At 72.5% G+C, this 19,126-nt stretch carries 15 protein-coding genes and 1 pseudogene; 4 read left to right on the top strand and 12 right to left on the bottom strand.

All coding sequences use genetic code 11. The features are described 5' to 3' along the window. Positions 1 to 31: 31 nt before the first annotated feature. The 3 genes from AB0H12_RS16020 to AB0H12_RS16010 form a co-directional block, all read right to left on the bottom strand. Positions 32 to 1,471, bottom strand: coding sequence for a serine/threonine-protein kinase (locus tag AB0H12_RS16020; protein ID WP_499623626.1), 1,440 nt, complete (start codon positions 1,469 to 1,471; stop codon positions 32 to 34). A 37-nt stretch (positions 1,472 to 1,508) separates the two neighbouring features. Continuing rightward, a complete protein-coding gene (locus AB0H12_RS16015; RefSeq protein WP_499623625.1) occupies positions 1,509 to 1,919 on the bottom strand; it encodes an SsgA family sporulation/cell division regulator in 411 nt (136 codons plus the stop codon). A 194-nt stretch (positions 1,920 to 2,113) separates the two neighbouring features. Next, a complete protein-coding gene (locus AB0H12_RS16010; protein WP_499623624.1) occupies positions 2,114 to 3,046 on the bottom strand; it encodes a DMT family transporter in 933 nt (310 codons plus the stop codon). 109 nt (positions 3,047 to 3,155) lie between these two features. Between AB0H12_RS16010 and AB0H12_RS16005 the strand changes: the two genes are divergently transcribed. Then, on the top strand, positions 3,156 to 4,049 hold the full coding sequence (locus AB0H12_RS16005) for a LysR family transcriptional regulator (RefSeq protein ID WP_499623623.1): 894 nt from the start codon (positions 3,156 to 3,158) through the stop codon (positions 4,047 to 4,049). Between the two features lie 52 nt (positions 4,050 to 4,101). Here AB0H12_RS16005 and AB0H12_RS16000 read toward each other — a convergent pair whose 3' ends face one another. The 6 genes from AB0H12_RS16000 to AB0H12_RS15975 form a co-directional block, all read right to left on the bottom strand. Next, entirely contained in the window at positions 4,102 to 5,712 is a 1,611-nt protein-coding gene (locus tag AB0H12_RS16000; protein ID WP_499623622.1) for a serine/threonine-protein kinase, read from the bottom strand. Positions 5,713 to 5,820: 108 nt separating this feature from the next. After that, complete coding sequence (locus AB0H12_RS15995; RefSeq protein WP_499623621.1) at positions 5,821 to 7,167, bottom strand: serine/threonine-protein kinase; 1,347 nt, start codon at positions 7,165 to 7,167, stop codon at positions 5,821 to 5,823. A 409-nt stretch (positions 7,168 to 7,576) separates the two neighbouring features. After that, positions 7,577 to 8,545 (bottom strand): hypothetical protein, encoded by a 969-nt coding sequence (locus tag AB0H12_RS15990; RefSeq protein ID WP_499623620.1) that lies wholly within the window; start codon positions 8,543 to 8,545, stop codon positions 7,577 to 7,579. 159 nt (positions 8,546 to 8,704) lie between these two features. Further along, complete coding sequence (locus AB0H12_RS15985; RefSeq protein WP_499623619.1) at positions 8,705 to 9,490, bottom strand: hypothetical protein; 786 nt, start codon at positions 9,488 to 9,490, stop codon at positions 8,705 to 8,707. Between the two features lie 160 nt (positions 9,491 to 9,650). Beyond that, complete coding sequence (locus tag AB0H12_RS15980) at positions 9,651 to 10,550, bottom strand: hypothetical protein (RefSeq protein ID WP_499623618.1); 900 nt, start codon at positions 10,548 to 10,550, stop codon at positions 9,651 to 9,653. Positions 10,551 to 10,753: 203 nt separating this feature from the next. Further along, a complete protein-coding gene (locus tag AB0H12_RS15975) occupies positions 10,754 to 11,068 on the bottom strand; it encodes a hypothetical protein (protein ID WP_499623617.1) in 315 nt (104 codons plus the stop codon). A gap of 64 nt (positions 11,069 to 11,132) precedes the next feature. Between AB0H12_RS15975 and AB0H12_RS15970 the strand changes: the two genes are divergently transcribed. Beyond that, the gene (locus tag AB0H12_RS15970) at positions 11,133 to 12,194 is read left to right on the top strand and encodes an arginase family protein (RefSeq protein WP_499623616.1); all 1,062 of its coding nucleotides are present in this window, start codon (positions 11,133 to 11,135) and stop codon (positions 12,192 to 12,194) included. Between the two features lie 31 nt (positions 12,195 to 12,225). On the opposite strand, the pseudogene AB0H12_RS15965 reads toward AB0H12_RS15970, so the two are convergent. After that, a pseudogene (locus AB0H12_RS15965) lies at positions 12,226 to 12,516 on the bottom strand (chorismate mutase); the annotation flags it as partial. Between the two features lie 186 nt (positions 12,517 to 12,702). Between AB0H12_RS15965 and pcrA the strand changes: the two are divergent. Continuing rightward, entirely contained in the window at positions 12,703 to 15,015 is a 2,313-nt protein-coding gene (gene pcrA, locus AB0H12_RS15960) for a DNA helicase PcrA (RefSeq protein ID WP_499623615.1), read from the top strand. A 356-nt stretch (positions 15,016 to 15,371) separates the two neighbouring features. Here pcrA and AB0H12_RS15955 read toward each other — a convergent pair whose 3' ends face one another. Further along, the gene (locus AB0H12_RS15955; RefSeq protein WP_499623614.1) at positions 15,372 to 16,130 is read right to left on the bottom strand and encodes a M23 family metallopeptidase; all 759 of its coding nucleotides are present in this window, start codon (positions 16,128 to 16,130) and stop codon (positions 15,372 to 15,374) included. A 272-nt stretch (positions 16,131 to 16,402) separates the two neighbouring features. Continuing rightward, complete coding sequence (locus AB0H12_RS15950) at positions 16,403 to 17,347, bottom strand: esterase/lipase family protein (RefSeq protein ID WP_499623613.1); 945 nt, start codon at positions 17,345 to 17,347, stop codon at positions 16,403 to 16,405. A 185-nt stretch (positions 17,348 to 17,532) separates the two neighbouring features. Here AB0H12_RS15950 and AB0H12_RS15945 point away from each other — a divergent pair, with 185 nt between their 5' ends. Beyond that, the gene (locus AB0H12_RS15945; protein ID WP_499623612.1) at positions 17,533 to 19,095 is read left to right on the top strand and encodes a hypothetical protein; all 1,563 of its coding nucleotides are present in this window, start codon (positions 17,533 to 17,535) and stop codon (positions 19,093 to 19,095) included. Positions 19,096 to 19,126 lie beyond the last annotated feature (31 nt).

The following is a 19,126-nucleotide window of genomic DNA, read 5'->3' as shown; positions in this document are numbered from 1 at the left end:
GCCGACCCGGAGCTGCTGACCTGGCCCGGAGCTACTCCAGCTGCTGGGACGAGAAGATCTGCAACCTGCCGCCGTCGGGCCACACACCGAGCTCGTAGCGCCCGTACGACGCCGCGCCCGCGTGCGTGAAGTTCACGTGCACCCGCACGGCGTACCTGGCGGGGCCGATCTCGACGACCTCGATGCCCTGGGCGCGCACGTCGTCGTACTGGCCCCAGAACGCCTGGTACTCCTCGAACGGCCGCTGGAACGGCACGGCCAGGTTCGCGTAGGCGGCTGCCGTGTCCTCGGGCAGCGCCTCGTAGTGCCTGCGCACCAGTTCCGCCGCGTCGCTCGCGGTGAGGCCCAGGGACGTCGTCGTCGGGGCCGCCTCGCGGGACGTCCACGGCTGGAGCGCGGCCACCGCGACCGCGCCCGCGGTGAGCAGCAGCACGACCGCCGCCACGAGGGGCGCCTGCCAGCGCTTCCGCTGCTTGTCCGACGGGGCCTGCTCCGGGTCGGTTCCGACGCGCGGACCAGGAGGGGCCGCGTCGGGCCCGGCCGTCGCGGTGTCCGCGGGCACGGCCGGCGGCAGCTCGACCGGCAGTTGTTCCGAGGACCGCGGCCCGGCGGTCAGCGGCTTGGCGGGCAAGGGCTCGGCGGGCAGGGGTTCGGCCAGCAACCCGGCCGCCTCCACCGCCGTCGGCCGCTCAGCCGGATCCGCGGCGAGCAACCTCATCAGCACACCCGTCAACGGCCCGGAACGCGTCGGCGGCTCGATCAGCCCCGCCGCGGCCCGGTACAGCAGCCCGAAGCTGTTGTCGCTCACCCCGTGCGGCGACTGCCCCTCCGTCGCCGCGTACAGCGTCGCGCCCAGCGAGAACACGTCCGACGCCTGATCCGGCTGCTCACCCCTCGCCACCTCGGGCGCCAGGTACGCCGGGGTGCCGGTGATCATGCCGCTGTCGGTGAGCGTGCCGTCGCCGGCGGCCCGTGAGATCCCGAAATCGGTGAGCTTGACCGTCCCGTCGTGCCCGATGAGCACGTTCGACGGCTTGACGTCCCGGTGCACGATGCCCGCCGCGTGCGCCGCGGCCAGCGCGGTGGCCACCCGACCACCGATCCTGGCCGCCTCGTCCGGGCTCACCCTGCCCCGCTCGGCCAGCAGCCCGGCCAGGCTGCGCGAGGGCAGGTACTCCATGACCAGCCAAGGCCGGCCGTCCTCCACCACCACGTCGAACACGGAGATCGCGTCGGGGTGCTGCAGCCGGGCCGCGTTGCGCGCCTCGCGCATCGCCCTCGCCCTGGCCACCTCGAGCTCGTCGGCCGTCAGGTCTGGCCACCGGAGCTGCTTGACCGCCACCTCGCGGTCCAGCAGTTCGTCCCGCGCCCGCCAGACGACGCCCATGGCCCCGCTGCCGACCCGCTCGACCAGCGCGTACCGACCGCCGACCGTCCCCGTCCCTGTTCCTGTCCCCCCGGACTCCGCCACGCCAGCAGGTTAAGCGATGGCGTGGCCCTCGATGGTGTCAGTTGGTCGAGACCAGCTTGGCCAGTTCGCGGTCGAAGTCGATCCACAGGTCCTCTTCGCCGGGCTGGACCACGTCGTAGGTCATGTCCAGGAACTCGGCGATGTCCTCGGCGTCGGCCGACAGGATGGCGAAGCCGGTCGGCGCGTTGAGCTCCACCAGGACCCGCTCCGGGTCGTCGGCGGCCGGCCGGACCAGGATGTCGCCCTCGCCGGACGACGTCAGCAGGCCGTCCGCGAGCAGGTCCCGGGCGAAGATCCACTCGACCTTGCCCTGGCCGGTGTGGAAGAGCACGGCTACCGCGTACGGGTCCTCGGGTTCGTAGTGGAGTTCGGCCTCCACGGGTGCCGCGGCCACGCCCGGGACGAGCAGGTGGAACGTCGTCGTGATGGTGATGCTGTCGTTGCTCATGCCTGTGGGTTCCCTTCCGAAGTCGTCCCTCTCATGTGAGGAGACGTCCGAGAGGGCGAATCAGGACGCGTATCGCCTGAACACCACGCGATCGGGGGAGACCTGGCTCTCAAGTCCACCCGTTTGGCCAGGACCGGTGTCTCAGTTGGCCGCCGGCCCTGCCATACCGACGGGTAACACTGCGTTATCGCAGGTCACTTGAGCGTAGCGACCCTGGTCTCCGAAGCCGCCTCCGAAGCCTCCGGCCCGTCCGCGGTGGCCCCGGACAGCGGCACGATCGCCGTCGCGGGCTGCTTGCGGGTCAGCGCGACGCCGACGAGGACCACGACCATGCCCAGCACGACGCGGAGGTTGAGCGCTTCGCCGAGGAACATCGCGCCCAGCAGCACCGACACCACGGGCAGCAGGTAGCCGACCATCGTGGCGTTGGTCGCGCCCTCGTCCTCGATCACGCGGTAGTTCAGCACGAACGCGACGCCCGTCCCGAACACGCCCAGGATCGCCACGGCGACCAGCGGCTGCCAGGACAGCTGCACCGGCTGCAACCCGGCCACCGGCACCACCACGGCCGTCATGCCCGCCGCGGCCACCAGCTGGGTCGAGGAGATCTGCATCGGCGTCAGGCCGCGCCCGGACACCTTGTGGCCGATGTAGGCGTAGCTGACCGCGTACGACGCCGCGGCGGCCAGGCACGCCAGCGCGCCCCAGCTCGCCAGCCCGGCCTTCTGCCACGGCGCGAAGATGATCAGCACGCCCGCGAAGCCGAGCGCCAGGCCGGCGAACCGGGCCGGGTTGCGCTGCCGTTCCGTGCCCAGGACCAAGCCGATGCCCAGCGCGAACAGCGGCGTGGTGGCGTTGAGCACACCGGCCACGCCCGAGTCCACCGTCTGCTCGCCCAACGCGAACAGCGCGAACGGCACCGCGCTGCCGAAGAGCGCGGCGAAGCCGAGGTGCAGCCAGGACGTCCGGTCCCGCGGCAGCCGCTGCTTGCTCCAGTAGACGAGCGCGACCAGCACCACCGCGCCGAGCGCGGTGCGGGTGAGGGTGATCTGGACCGGGGAGAGGCCGGTGAGTGCGATCTTGATCCACAGGAAGCTGGAACCCCAGAGCAGGGCCAGGACAGCCATCCTGATCAGCGTGCCAGGCTTGTTCACGACCACACTTTGCGCGGTCCCGAAGCATCAGCACAAGTGAATAGAACTGCACGTCACTTAAGCACAGCTGTACGGTTGCACCATGTTGGACGTGCGACGCATGCAGGTGCTCCGGGCCGTGGTGACCACCGGCTCCATCACCGCCGCGGCGGTCAACCTCGGGTACACGCCCTCGGCCGTCAGCCAGCAGGTCTCGGCCCTGGAGAAGCAGGCGGGCCTGCCGCTGCTGGACCGGGTCGGGCGGGGCGTGCGGCCGACGCCGGCGGGCCGGCTGCTCACCGAGCACGCCGCGCACATCACCGAGCGGCTGGTCGAGGCGGAGGCTGCGCTCGCGGACCTGCGCGAGGGTCGCACCGGGCGGCTGCGGGTGCGCTACTTCGCCACGGCGGGCGCGGCGCTCGTGCCGCCCGCCGTCGCCCTGTTCCGGACCAGGCACGCCGACGTCCAGCTCGACCTCAAGCTGACCGAGCCGGACGACCCGATGGTGGAGGTGGAGGCCGGTCGCGCCGACGTGGCCATCGTCGTGCACCACCGGGACGGCGAGCCGCCGCGCGGCGTGCAGCTCGTGCACCTGCTCGACGATCCGTACCTGGCCGTGCTGCGGCGCGGCCACGAGCTGACCCGCAAGCGCGTGCTCGCCCTCGCCGACCTGGCGGAGGAGCAGTGGGTGGACGCCGTGACGCCGCCCGGGCCGTGCCGGGACATCGTGCTCGACGCCTGCGCGGGCGCCGGGTTCGCGCCCAACGTCGTGGTGGAGGCCGACGACTACCCGACCGCCCAGGGGTTCGTCGCGGCCGGGCTCGGGGTGACCATCGTGCCGAAGCTCAGCCTCGGCGTCGTGCACCCCGGGGTGGTGATCCGCAAGCTGCGCCACCCGGAGCCGACCAGGACCATCTGCGCCGCGATCCGCGAGGGCGGGGCAGGCTCGCCCGCGGTGACCAGCCTGCTCGACGCGCTGAAGGCGTCGTCACGCTGACCCGGGAGGCTCCGACCCGGAAGACACCGACCAGGGAGGCGGACCCGGCGACCTACGGCTGACCGAGCTTCTGCTCACCGTCGATGTAGATGCCCTGGTTCTCCCACTTCAGGATGATCAGCTTGCGCTCGGTGCTGACCGAGTTGTCCTTCATGTGGTAGTCGATGTCGACCTCGTAGGCGAACGACGAGTTCTCCCGCACGTTCTTGAGCTCGATCGACTTCACCTGGCTCCACTGGCCCTGGTAGCCGGTCGCGCCGCCGGCCGTGGCCTGCATCTTGGCGGTCAACCGGCTGTAGCCCTCGTCCACGTTCTCCGGCAGCAGGGCGAAGTAGTCGCGCAGCGCCTGCTCCTGCTGCTGGGGCGTCGGGAGGACGGTGATCTTCGCGGTCGGGGTGGACGGCTTCTTCGACTGCGTGACCGACGCCTCGCCGCCCGCTTCGCGCGCCGCGGTCGTCGTGGTCGAGCCTGCCTGGTCGCCACCCGGCTCGTCGTTGTTGGACAGCATGCTCGCCAGCAGGATGCCCACGACCGCCGCGCCCGCGATGGCCAGGGCGGTGAGCACCGTGGACCGCTTGCTCTTCATCGGACCGCCGGCCGGTCTCGACGCGCCGGTCGGACGGACGGGCGGCGGGCTGTGCTTGACCTGCCGCTGCGGCACGGGCGGCGGCGTCGGCGCGGGCGCCACCCTGGTCGCGGCGTGCGGCGGGTTGTTCTGCGCGGCGGGCGGGTTCTGTCGGCCGGCCGGGGCCAGCGCGTGGGTCGGCTGCGCCTGGACGGGCGCGCCCTGCCACGACGGCGGGTGGCTCTGCGGCATCGCCACCGGGAACTCCGGCGCGGCCCGACCCGCCGCCACCGCGGCCAGCGCCTCGCGGGCCTCGGCCATGGTCGGCCGGTCCTCCGGCTCGGCGCGCAGCAGGCGCATCAGCAGCGCGGTCAGCGGGCCGGCCTGCTTCGGCGGCACCACCTTGCCCGACGCGACCTGGTGCAGCAGGGCGATGGTGTTCTCGTTCAGGCCGAACGGCGGCGCGCCCTCGATGGCCGCGTACAGCGTCGAGCCGAGCGAGAACACGTCCGAGGGCGGGCCGGGGTCGTAACCCTTGGCCACCTCGGGCGCGAGGTAGGCGGGCGTGCCCGCGAGCATCCCGGTCGCGGTGACCGTGACGTCGCCGGTGGCCCGGGAGATGCCGAAGTCGGTGATCTTCACCGTGCCGTCGTTGCCGAGCAGGATGTTGCCCGGCTTGATGTCGCGGTGCACGATCCCCGCGTTGTGCGCGGCGGCGAGCGCCGAGGCGACCTGCGAGCCGATCGACGCCACGTCACGGGGCGGCAGCGTGCCGCGCTCCGACAGCGCCGTGGACAGGCTCTTGGACGGCAGGTACTCCATCACCAGCCACGGCTGGCCGTCGTCCTCAGCCACGTCGTACACCGCGATGGCGTGCGGGTGCTGCAGGCGTGCCGCGATCCGGCCCTCGCGCATGGCGCGGCGCTTCGCCTCGTCCGTGTCGGACTCGGCCAAGCCGGGCTGGAGCAGCAGCTGCTTGACCGCGACGGTGCGGTGCAGTCGCTCGTCGTGCGCTTCCCAGACGATGCCCATCGCACCGCTGCCGATCCGCCGGCCAAGTCGGTAGCGGCCGGCAACCAGGCGGCCATCGTCGCTCACGGCGTGCTCCCAGTAGCTGCTAGGGCTTCATTCAGTGGCGAACGACAAGACGCCACTAGGACAAGAACGTTGCGTCACCCGATCGGGTTCGGCACCACCATACGAGGTTCACGGCCCTCCTTGCGCCACCGTCGTCGTAGTCGTGGTGGTCGGCGGCGCCGTGGTGGTCGTCGTGGTGGTGGTCGTGGTGCTCGTCGTCGTGGTGGTCGTGGTGGTGGGTGTCGTCGTCGTGGTGGTGGTCGGCGCGGTCGTGGTGGTCGGCTGGACCGTGACCGTCTGCGTCTCCACGGTGGTCGTCGGAGCCTGCGTCGTGGTCGTGGTGGTCGGCGTGGCCGACGACGAGCTCGACCCGCCCGCCGGCGGCGTGACCGGGTCCTTCCCGCCGAACCAGTCCAGCGCCACCGCCAGGAAGCCGAGCAGCAGCACGATGCCCAGCACCACCGCGGCGATCACCAGCGGCCGGTTGCCGCTCGACCGCGGCGGCGGCGGGGCGACCGGCGTGGCGCCGCCCGTCGACCGCGGTCCGGGCCGCACCACGCGGGTCCGGTCGGCGTCGATGAGGGCCGTGGCTCCCGCGGGCACCGGCGCGAAACCCGGCGAGCTGGCCGGCAGCAGGCCGGTCAGGCTGGGGTTGCGGCCGTGCGCGACGGCGCTGAGCATGTCGCGCGCCTGCGCCATGGTCGGCCGGTCGGCGGGGTCGTAGTTGAGCAGCCGCAGCAGCACGTCGGTCAACGGGTGGTCGACCGTCGGCGGGTTGATCCGCCCGGCCGCCACGGCGTGCAGCACGCCCAGCGTGTTCTCCGACAGCCCGAACGGCGGCTCGCCCTCGACCGCCGCGTACAGCGTCGAGCCGAGCGAGAACACGTCCGAGGCCGGTGTCGGGTCCTGGCCGCGCGCGATCTCCGGCGCCAGGTAGGCGGGCGTGCCCGCGATCAGCCCGGTCTTGGTGACCGTGACGTCGTCGCTGGCCCGGGAGATGCCGAAGTCGGTGATCTTGACCAGGCCGTTGTCGGCGAGCAGCACGTTGCCGGGCTTGACGTCGCGGTGCACGATCCCGGCGGTGTGCGCGGCGGCCAGCGCGGACGCGGCCTGCATGCCGATCTGCGCCACCTCGATCGGGTCCAGCGGACCGTGCTCGGCCATCGTGTCGGCCAGGCTGTAGGACGGCAGGTACTCCATGACCAGGCACGGAGCGCCGTTCTCCTCCACCACGTCGTAGACGGCGATGGCGTTGGGGTGGTGCAGCTTGGCGGCGATGCGGCCCTCGCGCATGGCGCGCTGGATCGCCTCGTCCTGCTCGCGCTCGTCGAGGCTCGGCGCCAGCAGCAGCTGCTTGACCGCCACGATGCGGCCGAGGCGCTCGTCCTGGGCGCGCCACACGACGCCCATCGCACCGCTGCCGATCCGGTCCAGGAACCGGTAGCGCTCGGCGATGACGCGACCGTCGTTGCTCACCGGACCACCTCGCTGGGGCGCTGCGTGACCGCGGCAAGGGCAGCAGGTCTCACGCTCGGGCTCCTCGTCGTGCGGATCGGTGCGCGGAACAGGCTAGGCCACCGCTCGCCCGCAGAGCCTACCCCGGCCGTGACTACGCCTTTCGAGCCGTTGCGCAGGTCACGTGAGCCGAGGGGTGACCGGGAAGGGATACCGGATACCGGGCCGTAAGGACACCCGTTCGCACGAAGATCACCAGTTTTGCGGCCGAACGGACTAATCCGGTGACATCTCACCCGTTCGGGCGCAGGAGTCACGCGTCGAGGGGACCCCGGACGCCCGCCCGCCGTCCCGGGCCGTCGGACCGCACGGCGCGAACCCGCCACTCGGCGTGCCCGAGCGGTGGGATCGCGGAACGCCGGTGAGGCGGTCAGCTGGCCGGGGCGAAGAAGTCGAACCCGCCGATCGGGTTCAGGATCCCGCCCAGGTCGAGTTCGAGGCCCAGGTCGAGACCGGAGCCGTCGTCGGACGGCGGGGTGCTCGGGTTGGACGAGGACGGCGGCGGCGTGGAGGACGACGGCGGCGTGGAGGACGACGGCGGCTGAGTGCTGTCGCTCGGCGGCGCGGGCGTCGTGGTGCTCGGCGGCGGGGGCGTCGTCGTCTGCTGGCTGCTGGAGCTCGGCGGCTGCGTGGTCGTGCTCGACGGCGCCTGCTGCGTCTGCTGCTGCGTCGTGGTCGTCGTCTGCTGGGTGGCGGGCCGCTGCGTGCGCTGGGTCGTCGTCTCCGGCGCCTGCTCGGGCGTCGTCGTCGTGGTCTCGGCCTGCGTCTGCTGCGCCTGCTGCTGGGCGGCAGCGGCGGCGAGGTCCTTGGTGAGGGTGTTGGTGGCGCGGGCGGCCGGGCGGGCGTCGAAGCGCACCTCCGCCAGCGGTCGCTCGTCCGGGGACGACATCAGGTTGGTCGCGGTGAACGCGACGGTGCCGGCGAGCACCACGCCGCCACTGGCCATCGCGACGAGCTTCGGCACGGAGAACCCGCCGCCGCGCTCCTCTTCACCGGCGCGGCCTTCACGGCGCAGCAACTCGGTGATGTGCAGCTCGCGGCCCGAGAGGTTCGAGAGGCCGGTCTTGCCGGCCGCGGCCGAGAGGGCGGCCACGGAGAAGCGCACGGTCTCTTCGTCGTCGGTGCTCCGCCCGGCGGCTCTGTCCTCGACCGCCCGGTTGGCGCCACGGCCGTCCGCTGCCCGGTTGGCGCCACGGCCGTCTGCTGCCCGATTGACGGCTCCGCCGTCGGTGATCCGCGGGATCGGCTGCGTCTCCGCCTCGCGCCTGGCGATCAGTTCGGCGACCGACAGCTTGGCCGTCGAGCCATCCTGTCGACGGCGTTTGTCGTCGTTCGACACCGCTGGACACCTTTCCCGGGGGAGTGCGTTGCGCTACTGACCGGGACCATGGATACCGAATCGTGACCGTCTACGTAACCCCTTTGAGTGAAGTTTCCTACGGAATCACGGGCTATTTGAACGCTGAGTGAACAGCTGGGGCGTGATGGTTACGCTGGGTCAACCCCGTTGGGCTGATAGGACTTCGGTCGCGACGATGCGGGGAACGCTCGTGTCGGTCAACCGGAAGAGCTGCTCGACCCGCAGCCACCGGCCCGTCCGCTCCTGCATCGACACCACCGCGAGCACCGCGCCGTCCGGCCGCCGCGACGTCGACTCGATCGTGATCGCCTGCACGTGGCCCCAGGACGCGACGAAGTCGCGCGTGCTGCCGCCGAGCAGCTCCGGCGACAGCAGCCGGGCCGCCTGCGAGGGCTTGGCGGGCAGCAGCTCGAAGAACTTCCGCACGATGTCGACCTCCGGTTCCGGGCCGACGTCGACCTGTGGCGGCGGGACCATCCTCGGCGGCTCCAGCGGCGTGTCGGCGGCCGACGGGACGGCCAGGCGTGCCTGCGCCGGTAGTCGGTCGGGTCGACCGACGCCCAGCTGGGCCGACAGCAGGTCCGGTCGCAGCGCGGACGACCCGCTGATCGCCGCGGGCGGCTCGACCAGGGGTCCGTCGGGACCTTCGGGGCGGTTGCCCGCGAGGACCGCGGTGGCGGCGATCGAGGCGAGCAGCACGACCGCCCCGGTGGTCACGCCGGCGAGCTTCGCCGCCCGGGTGGGACGTCTTGCCGAGGGAGCCGTGTCGTTCTCCTCACGCAACAGATCGGTGATCAGGCCATGGGTGGCGGCCTGCTCGCGGGACCGGATCCGCACCGGCGCGGGCTGCTTCCTGATCAGCTCCGCCACGGTGACCGAACCCGCGCGGTTGTGCCTGCGACCGCTCGTCGTAGGGCGCTGCACTGGCGACTCCCTCGGTCGTGTAGTCGCCAAGACTCGTACCGTGGGGGAGCGGCGGGAATCCAGCTCAGCGTGGGACTTCACTCGTTCGTGGCGGCTAGTGGTCGACGCCCGTACCTCGAACGGAGGAAGGATTACGGAGCGATGCCCACCCCCGGTGGTCTCAGGCGCCGCCCGCGCGCCGTTCACCGTCTATCAGCGGCGTGCCGCCGGTGGTGAACACCAGTTCCCGCGTCTCCGTGGTCCGCGACCCGTCCTCGTGGGTCACGTCCAACGTGCTCACGGTGATGCCCCGGGTCGGGTCGACGCTGATCTCCCGCACCTCGATCTGCGTCACGTCCGCGAACTCCCGCTCCAGGTCGAGCACCTCGCCCGTCACCCGGAACCCGTCCGAGACCAGCGTCAGCGCGCCGTCGGAGTTCGCCGCCACCTCCTCGTAGAACAGCTCGGTGCTCGCCGCGATCGCGTCGGCGTCCACGACCGGCGCGGACTCCGCGGGAACCGTGGTGACGTGCGGGGACGTCCCCGATCCCAGGGCGCCCACCGGGTCGCCGGTCGACGCGCTGCCCGCCGCGGCGACGCGGTCACCGCCGGCGGGGACCAGGCCGTTCGCCACGGCCTCGGCGGGCACGCGGCCCGCCGTGGAGGAGGTGGGCGGGGGCGGTGCGGTGGGGAAGCCGGTCAGCAGCGGCATGTCGGTCGGGTAGCCGGGCAACCCGATGCGCTCGGCCGGGCCGTTCGTGCCGACCAGGTTGGACGCCGCGACGGCCAGCCCGACCAGGACGCCGGCCGACGACAGCACGGTGAACCAGGCGGCCCGCTTCCACGTCCGGGGTGGCGTCACCGACGCGGGCACCAGTCCGATGTTGAACTTGCGCAGCCCCACGGGGTCGGTGTCGACGAACGGGTCCGGCGGTGGCGGCGCTGTCGGTGGCGGCGCGGGCGCCGGTCGCGCCGCGCGATCGGGCGGTGTGTGGTCGAACTCCCCGCCCATGGGCAGCCAGATCGCCGCCCCGTCCTCCAGCCGATGCCGACCCGACCGTTCCGGTTCCCCGATGTCCATGCTGTGCAGACCCCTCCCGCCCCCCGACCTGCCGGCCCTCGAGGTTCACCTGGTGGCTCGAGTCCACCTGTGGCTCCAGGTGGCGCGGGGAATGGGGGTGGGACGCCGAGGACCCCGCCACTACCTCAGAGTAGGTGCAGGGTGCACGCAGAGCTGCGCTGATCAGCCTTGTGGGGCTCAGCGACACACGTAAGAGTGAATCTTCAGCTCCCGCTGTTCAGCTTCTTCCTGGTGCTCTGGAGCGCGTTGGTGGCGGCCAGGCCGGCGCCGCCCGCGATCAGCGCGCCGATGATGTCGCCCGAGGTGGAGCCGCCCGACGTGATCAGCAGGCCGACGAGCGCGATGATCGTCGTCACCCCGGCGACGGTCCACCGGCTGCGCACGTACTGGGCGATGGGCGCGCCCGCGGCGCGCTTGGACTTGGCGGCGGAACCGAGCATCGCGAGGTAACCGTCGTGCGCCAGCGCGGCGAGCACACCGATGATCGCGATGAGGCCCGTGATGAGACCGATGACCATGACACCAGTGTGCCCGTGGTCAAACCCGCTGGACCATCCGTGATCGCCCTGATATCTCCCAGGGGTGGAGGTCTTCTGGCACGACGCCTGCCTCGAGCACGACACCGGCACGGGGCTGTGGGAGCTGCCCGGCCGGTGGGAGTGGCTCGACGTGGCCGAACCGCACCCGGAGAACGCGGCCCGGCTGCGCACGTTCCGGCACGCGCTGGCGCACGGGCCGGTCGCGCCCCACCTGTCCTGGTCGAGCGGCCGGTTCGCCGACGACGAGGAGCTGGCCCGCGTCCACGCGCCGTCCTACCTGGCAGGGCTCCGGGCCGCGTGCGAACGGCGGACCGCCGTCGAGGTGAACACCGTCGTCGGCCCCGGCTCGTGGGACGCGATCCGGGCCGCCGCGGGCACCGCGCTGGCGGCGTACGAGGCGGTCGCGGCCGGTCGGACGCGCCTGGCGTACGCCCTGGTGCGCCCGCCGGGCCACCACGCCCAGCCGACCATGGCGGACGGCTACTGCCTGGTCAACAACGCCGCGCTGGTCGCCGAGACGGCCCGCCGCGCGGGACACCGGGTCGCCGTCCTCGACTGGGACGTGCACCACGGCAACGGCACGCAGGAGGTGTTCCGCGACACCGACGACGTGCTCACGGTGTCGGTGCACATGCGGCACGGCCCGTGGGGCGCCAACCACGCCCAGACCGGCGCGCCGGCCGAGTCGGGGGCCTCGAACGTCAACGTCGAGCTGTCCCTCGGCGCGGGCGACGGCGCGTACCGGCGGGCGCTGGCGGAGATCGCGTTCCCGGCGTTGGCCGAGTTCGGCGCGGACTTCCTGGTCTGCGCGTCCGGGTTCGACGGTTCCGCGTTCGACCCGAACGGCAGGCACAACCTCACCGCCGCCGGCTACCGGGACATCGGCCGGGCGGTGTCGGGGCTGGGCCTGCCGACCGTGCTCACGCAGGAGGGCGGCTACCTGCGCGGCTACTCGGCGCTGTGCCTGCACGCGCTGGTGGAGGGCCTGGTCGGCGTGGACCTGCTGGACGACCCGCTGGCCTACGTGCCGGACGACACCCAACTGGTGGACGCGGACCTGGCCCGTGCCAGGTCCACGCTCACCGACTGGACGTTCGCCCGCTGACCGGCGCGGCCCCGCACGGCTGTCTGTTCGTCTACCTGCCGAGGTGGCCGCGGCCCAGCTTGAGCAGGATCATCGCCAGGTCCCGGCCCTCCGGGCCGAGGTCCTTGTAGCGGTTGATCACGTCGATCTCCCGGTTGTGCACGATCCTCGTGCCGCCGGCGGCCATCCGCGCCGCCCCGATGATCTTGGAGACCTCGACCCGCCGCTTGACCAGCCTCAGCAGCTCGGCGTCCAGGTGGTCGATCTCCTGGCGCAACGCGTCGATGTCCGGTGCGGCTTCGGTGCTGTTCATGGTGACGACCTCTCGACTCTGGTTGGAGTCCCAGCCCTGGCAGCAGCGAAGCCCCGGGGTCCGAGGACTCCGGGGCTTCGTGGTGGCTTGTCGGCGCTAGCGGTCCACGGGAGCCGGAGTCCGGTTCCCGTAAAAAAACTCGAAGTGGGCCATGCGCACCGGCTCATCATGCCACAGCCACGGACTGTCGGGGGTACCCGGTAACGTGGACAGGCGATGAGCGCCTTGTTCGACTTGCCCGCAAGTCCCCCCTCCCCCCGGTCCGCGCGGCTGCTCGAAGACCTCAACCCGTCCCAGCGACGGGCCGTCGAGCACGCCGGCGCCCCGCTGCTGGTCGTGGCGGGTGCGGGCTCGGGCAAGACGCGCGTGCTCACCCGCCGCATCGCCTACCTCCTCGCCGCGCGCGACGTCCACCCCGGCGAGATCATGGCGATCACCTTCACCAACAAGGCCGCCGCCGAGATGAAGGAACGCGTGGCCGACCTGGTCGGCGCGCGGGCCCGCTCGATGTGGGTGTCCACGTTCCACTCGATGTGCGTGCGGGTCATGCGCCGCGAGGCCAAGACCCTCGGCATGTCGTCCAGCTTCTCGATCTACGACTCCGACGACACCCGCCGGCTGATCACGCTGGTGGCGCGCGACCTCGACCTGGACCCCAAGCGCTACCCGGCGCGCACGCTCGCGATCCACATCTCGAACCTGAAGAACGAGCTGGTCGACGCCGCCACCGCCAAGGAGCGGGCCGGCAACGACCTGGAGCGCCGCGTCGCCGAGGTCTACGAGAGCTACCAGCGCCGGCTCGGCGACTCGAACTCGCTCGACTTCGACGACCTGATCATGCGGACCGTCGAGCTGCTGCAGAACCACCCGGAGGTGGCCGAGCACTACCACCGCCGGTTCCGGCACGTGCTGGTCGACGAGTACCAGGACACCAACCACGCGCAGTACACGCTGGTCCGCGAGCTGATCGGCACAGGCAAGGACGGCGTGCCGCCGGGCGAGCTGTGCGTGGTGGGCGACGCCGACCAGTCGATCTACGCCTTCCGCGGCGCGACGATCCGCAACATCGTGGAGTTCGAGCGCGACTACCCGCAGGCCACCACGATCCTGCTGGAGCAGAACTACCGGTCCACGCAGACGATCCTGAGCGCGGCGAACGCGGTCATCTCGCGCAACCCGAACCGCCGGGACAAGCGGCTGTGGAGCGACCTCGGCGACGGCGAGAAGGTCGTCGGCTACGTCGCGGACAACGAGCACGACGAGGCGGCGTTCGTCGCGCGCGAGATCGACCACCTGGTGGACGGCGGCGAGGCGAACAACGGCGAGATCGCCGTGTTCTACCGGACCAACAACCAGTCGCGCGTGTTCGAGGAGATCTTCATCCGCCTCGGCCTGCCCTACAAGGTGGTCGGCGGCGTCCGGTTCTACGAGCGGCGCGAGGTGCGTGACGCGCTGGCGTACCTGAGGGCGTTGTCCAACCCCGACGACACGGTGTCGTTGCGGCGCATCCTGAACGTGCCCAAGCGCGGCATCGGCGAGCGCGCGGAGGCGTGCGTGTCGATGTACGCCGAACGCGAGCGGATCGGCTTCGCGGCGGCGTTGCGCGACGCGGTGACCGGCAAGGTGCCGCTGCTCAACCCGCGTTCCCGCAACGCGATCGCCGGGTTCGTCGAGCTGATGGACGAGCTCGGCGAGCTGGTCGAGCGCGGCGACGACGTGGCCGACATCCTCGAAGCGGTGCTGGAGAAGACCGCCTACCGGGCCGAGCTGGAGGCCAGCGAGGACCCGCAGGACCACACCCGGGTCGAGAACCTGAACGAGCTGGTCACGGTGGCCCGCGAGTTCGGCGATCTCGGCTCGGCTGCGCCGGCGCCGGACGAGGGGTTGCCCGCCGAGGGGTCGCTGGCGGCGTTCCTGGAGCGGGTGGCGCTGGTCGCGGACGCCGACTCGGTGCCGGACGCGGAGTCCGACGGCGTGGTCACGCTGATGACGCTGCACACCGCCAAGGGCCTGGAGTACCCGGTGGTGTTCTGCACCGGCTGGGAGGACGGTGTCTTCCCGCACATGAGGGCCCTCGGCGACCCGACGGAGCTGGCCGAGGAACGGCGCCTGGCCTACGTGGGCATCACGCGCGCCCAGAAGCGGCTGTACCTGTCGCGGGCGCTGGTGCGCTCGGCGTGGGGCCAGCCGTCGACGAACCCCGCGTCGCGGTTCCTGGACGAGATCCCGGCGGACCTCGTGGACTGGCGGCGGACGGAGCCCAAGCGCTCCGCGCCGTCCGCGCCGACGTCGTGGGGCGGCGGTCGGGGGTCGGGCACGCCGCGCCCGGCGCCGACGAACGCGGGCTGGAAGGACACGCCCGCGCTGAAGCTGGACGTGGGCGACCGGGTGAGCCACGACAAGTACGGCCTCGGCCGGGTCGTGGCCGTGGACGGTTCGGGGCCCCGTGCGACCGCCACGATCGACTTCGGCGGCGCGGGGACGGTGCGGCTGATGCTCATCGGCGGCGTGCCCCTCGTGAAGCTCTGAGGCGCGCTCAGCCGTAGTTCGCTGCCTTACGCGTGTATGAGGTGTCCCGGTCGGCCCCTGGGGGTCGACCGGTGTTCACTTGAACGTGGCCGAATTCCCGTGCAACCCGAATCCCGCACGTGCGTCTATAGGGGTGTCACAAGCGTGGATGGCCGGGTCGTTCGGGGCGAACCGGCCGGAGAGAGCCGCTTGGCGGCACGGGGGGTGCCTACGGGGGTAGGCAGAGGGGCGGGAGCCGCGTCGGGGCGGTGACCGCAAGAGGGGATCACCTTCGGGGGGCGGTTCCGCACAGTGGAGGGGCCGGGCTGCTCAGCAGCCCGGCCCCTCCACTTGCGCTTGTGACGAGCCGGATCGGCTCAGACGCTGATGCCCTTGGAGTTCAGCCAGCCCAGGGGGTTGATCTTCTTGCCGTCCGGGTTCCAGACCTCGAAGTGCAGGTGCGGACCGGTGGAGAAGCCGCGGTTGCCCATGCGCGCGATCTGCTCGCCCGCCATGACCCGCTGGCCCTTGCGCACCGAGTAGCTGTCCACGTGGCCGTAGACGGTCACGGAGCCGTCGGCGTGCTCGACCTTGACCCACAGGCCAAAACCGCTTGCCGCACCGGCCTCGATCACGACACCATCGGCGGCGGACAGGATCGGCGTGCCGATGGGGCCCGCGATGTCGATGCCGTAGTGCATCTCGCCCCAGCGGCCGCCGTAGCCGGACGTGAAGTCGCCGGCGGCGGGACGGGCGAACTTGGGTCGACGCGCCTCGGCCTCTTCGGCTTCGCGGGTCTCGGTGATGTGCTGGCTCTTGACGAGCTTCTGCGCCTCTGCCGCCGGGTCGACCGTCTTCGCGACGGGCAGGACCTGCGGGGAGGCGGGGCCGGTGCCACCGACGCCGAACGCGGCGGCGCCGTCGGCCGCGGAGTTCGCGAGCGGTGTGACCTCGTCGGCGGAGGCCGGCGAGTCGGAGCCGAGCGCGTGGAGCGTCTGCCCTGCGCCGGCGGCGGCGAAAGCGCCGACGGCGACCGCGGCGACCACGATCCGTCCGCGCAGCGCCGAGGGCGGAGGCGGGAGCCGGTGCGTGCTCACCGTGCGGGTCGAAGCGCGGTCCACCGCTTCTTCGAGCACAGCAGAACTCGTATGGCCGCCGGGGGAGCGGTGTTGAGACAAAACCTGGCCTTCCGTCTTCGGGGAGTCCGGTCGGACTACCGGGCGGGGGATCCCGGTTGAGCCGGTCGGGGTACCGGCTCGTCGTCCTGCTTGTGACCAGACCGTGACAACGGACCGGGGGAAGATAACGGCGCGGAGCCCCTAAGGGCAATCCCCGAAGCCGAGGATGCCCGTTTAGTGGTCAGTGGGACATCCGCGCGTATGACTGGTGACTCACGGTCATGGGCGGGCTACGAAAACCCCTCACGTACAGGCACGATGGGGTGAACCGCACTGTCATACGAACGCGTGATGGCCGTCACAACGAGGTGAAGGGTGCGAGTGTCAACCGGTAGGGAAAGGTGACCTGAATCACGTATCCGATGCTCCTCGACGACCAACGCCGGGTGCTCCAACCGGGCGTTCCGCTGCGGGACGACCACCTGGTCCATCTCGCTCCACACCACGACGAACCGGGTGCGGCAGGGCCGGGACGGTTCGGACAGTTCGGCCAACAGGTCCGAACCGGGCCTCAACTGCCTGGTCAGCGCCGTGGGGAGCAGGTAGGCGGTCAACGTGCCGCCGTGCGGGGTGCCGAGGGTGACCAGCGTCCGCACCCGCGCGTCCCCGTTCAGGCGTTGCACGTAGTAACGGGCGATCAGGCCGCCCAGCGAGTGGCCGACCACGTGCACCCGGTCCGATCCGGTCTCCTCGCAGATCCGCTCGACGTGCTCCCCGAGCAGCGCCGCCGACCGCCGGACGTCCCCCGTCAACGCGGTCAGCACGCTGTAGTTCACCGCGTGCACCGCGGCGAAGCCACGCCTCCGCAGTGCCCCCGACAGCACTGCGAAGGCGGACCTGTTGTCCCCGATGCCGTGCACCAGCACGATCGGGGTGCCCGCCGCGTCCATGGCCGAAACCAGGAGGCCGCGCCGGCGGGGTGACAGGCGGTCGGTGCGGTAGTGGCCTTCGGGCTTCGCCCGCTCCTCCGCCACGCCCCACGGGTAGAGGACGGTGCGCGCGGCCAGCCAGGCGGCCTCGACGGCCACACCCCGCACGCCGCCGGGGGAAGCGACGGCCCGGAGCACGCCGCCCGCGAGACCGAGGGCTTCGCCCGCCACGCCCAGCCCGGCGTCCACGCCCGCGCCGACCCGGCCCGACCAGGTCGCCACGAGCCGCCGCGCCGCGTCACTCATAAGGCTGAACGTAGGTGATGCCCCCACCCACGATCAGTACCCGACGGCCGCTGTTCACAACCCCGGTGGTCCCGACCGGCCGCCCGCCGCCGCCTGCTCCGTTTGCTAGCGTCCGACCGGTGATGCGAACCGCTGAACCGGTCTCACCGACTCGCACGAGGCTCCGGACGGCGGTCGCGGCAGCCGTGGCCGGCTCGCTCCTCACCGCGGTGGCTCCGGCCGTCGGCGTGGTCGACGGCTCCGCGCCGCCCGCGTTCACCGCCTGGCCGTGGCTGGCGCTGCTCGCCCTGCTGCCGACCGCCCTGGCGGCGGTCTTCCTCGCCCGCGGGCAGGAGCTCACCGCGGCGGCGGCCCTCGTGGCGCCCGCCGTGTTCGCCGTCGGCCGGCTGCTCGAGGACCTGCAGCTCCTCGTCGACCCGATCGACGCCGCCCGGCCCGAGCTGATGCGCGCGGCGAGCCTCGACCCGCCCGCGCCCGCGATCGGCCTGTGGCTGCTCCTGGCCGGGCACGTCCTGCTGATCGCGGCCGGCGCGCTGGCCACCCTCGGCGCGGAACCGGACGTGCGCAGCGACCGCGCGAGCTTCGCCCTGCCGGCCACGGCGGGCATCGTCGCGGGCATCGGCCTGTTCACCGCGCCGTTCACCTCGTCCGACGCGCTGATCCCGGCGCACGGGACGCTCGACTCGCCGACGCTGCCGATGGTGGGCGGCCTCGTCGTCACCCTGGCCGCGCCCGCGCTCGCCGTCCTCGCGGCCAGCGCCACCACCCACGAGGCACGCCGGGGCGGGCTGCTCGGCCTGGCCGCCGTCCTGCTCGGCTTCGCCGTGCCGCCGATCGCCACGGCCTTCTCGGTCGACGCCGTCGGCCCGGCCGTCGGTCCGTTCCTGGTCCTCACCGCCGCCGCCGCGCTCGCCTGGCCGCAGCGGGCCGTCAAGGACGACGAGGACGGGGAGCACGACGTCGAACTGCCGGGCCAACGCCGCCTGCACGTGATCGCCGGCGCGTTCGGCCTGGTCGCCGCCGCGACCGCCGCGGTCGGCGCGTCGACCGACCACCTGGTCCTGCCCGACGGCTTCCCGCCGCCCGCGGACTACGCCGCGCGCCTGCTGTGGCCCGCCGCGATCGCCACCGGCGTCCTCGCCGCCGCGCTGCTGGCCAAGGCCGCCGTCCGGCCCGCCTTCACCGTCGCCGTCGCCACCATCCCCCTGAGCGCCGCCGGCGCGCTCGACGCCGTCTTCACCGCGACGCAGGTGGACGTGGTCCAGCCCGGCGTCGGCGTCTGGTTCACCGCGGGCTCGGTGGTTGCCGCCGCGGCTGCCGCCGTCACCGCCGCCCTGGCCGGCGCGGTCGAGCGGGACGAGGTGGGCACGGCCACGACGGAGCCGGCGCTGCCGCTGGTCGCCGCCACCCTGATCGCCGCGCTGCTCGCGGTCGGCGCGTTCAGCCTGCCCGTGCTGCGGGCGCCGGACTACGTGGCGATCGGCGCGTTCGGGCTGCGCGTCGGCTCGTTCGGCCTGCTGGTGGCGTTGGCCGCGGTCGTGGTCGCGGCGGTGGTCGCGCTCAAGGCCAGGCCGAGCCGGGGCGCGGCGCTGCTGCTCGGCGCGGCCGTCGTCACGGCCGTCCGCGCCTGGGAGTACCCGCTCACCGCCGCGCGTGCCGCCGAGGCCGCCCCCGGTCCGGGGCTGTGGCTGGCCGCCGCCGCGACGGCCGCGTTCGTCGTCGCCGCGGCCCTGCGCACGGCCCGCTGAACCGGTCGTGAGGTGGTCGGCCCACCGGCGT

Origin of the sequence: Actinosynnema sp. NPDC023794, assembly GCF_040639675.1 — a bacterium.
Classification (GTDB): domain Bacteria; phylum Actinomycetota; class Actinomycetes; order Mycobacteriales; family Pseudonocardiaceae; genus Actinosynnema; species Actinosynnema luteola.
Note: the sequence above shows the minus strand (reverse complement) of the source record. Positions and strands in the feature narration are given on the sequence as shown.

Coding starts and splice junctions, on each gene's coding strand:
- AB0H12_RS16015 (WP_499623625.1), bottom strand. CDS start 1,919: ATGAGCAACGACAGCATCACCATCACGACGACGTTCCACCTGCTCGTC.
- AB0H12_RS16010 (WP_499623624.1), bottom strand. CDS start 3,046: ATGGCTGTCCTGGCCCTGCTCTGGGGTTCCAGCTTCCTGTGGATCAAG.
- AB0H12_RS16005 (WP_499623623.1), top strand. CDS start 3,156: ATGTTGGACGTGCGACGCATGCAGGTGCTCCGGGCCGTGGTGACCACC.
- AB0H12_RS15980 (WP_499623618.1), bottom strand. CDS start 10,550: ATGGACATCGGGGAACCGGAACGGTCGGGTCGGCATCGGCTGGAGGAC.
- AB0H12_RS15975 (WP_499623617.1), bottom strand. CDS start 11,068: ATGGTCATCGGTCTCATCACGGGCCTCATCGCGATCATCGGTGTGCTC.
- pcrA (WP_499623615.1), top strand. CDS start 12,703: ATGAGCGCCTTGTTCGACTTGCCCGCAAGTCCCCCCTCCCCCCGGTCC.
- AB0H12_RS15950 (WP_499623613.1), bottom strand. CDS start 17,347: ATGAGTGACGCGGCGCGGCGGCTCGTGGCGACCTGGTCGGGCCGGGTC.